This is a genomic window from Citrobacter cronae, from assembly GCF_016893685.1.
In the GTDB taxonomy this organism is placed as follows: Bacteria; Pseudomonadota; Gammaproteobacteria; order Enterobacterales; family Enterobacteriaceae; genus Citrobacter; species Citrobacter werkmanii.
Window position 1 is genome coordinate 3,287,153 of record NZ_CP069763.1, and the last position, 449, is coordinate 3,287,601.

Annotated in this window: 1 protein-coding gene; it reads left to right on the top strand. The window is 49.2% G+C overall.

Annotated elements, in window-relative coordinates:
• The coding region (locus JSN25_RS14170; protein ID WP_479690805.1) for a Y-family DNA polymerase at positions 1–449 on the top strand (449 nt) is incomplete at both ends.

Sequence of the window (449 nt, forward strand, 5' to 3'; positions counted from 1 at the left end):
GTTATCGCCCGTAACACTGAAGCCAAAAGAGCTGGTGTGAAAATGGGGGAGCCGTATTTCAAGCAGAAGGACTTATTCCGTCGATATGGTGTGGTTTGTTTCAGCAGCAATTACGAGCTTTATGCAGATATGTCCTGCAGAGTAATGTCCACGCTAGAGGCAATGTCCCCCCGCTGCGAAATATATTCAATTGATGAAGCCTTCTGTGACCTGACAGGTGTAAGAAACTGTCGGGTTTTGCAGGAATTTGGGCAGGAATTAAAAGATGCCGTTTATCAAAATACAGGTCTGGCGGTTGGCGTTGGTATTGCCCAGACAAAGACGCTGGCGAAACTGGCGAATCATGCCGCCAAAAAATGGCAGAGACAAACGGGTGGGGTGGTGGACTTATCTAACCAGGATCGCCAGCGCAAACTGATGGCTGCACTTCCGGTTGATGAGGTCTGGGG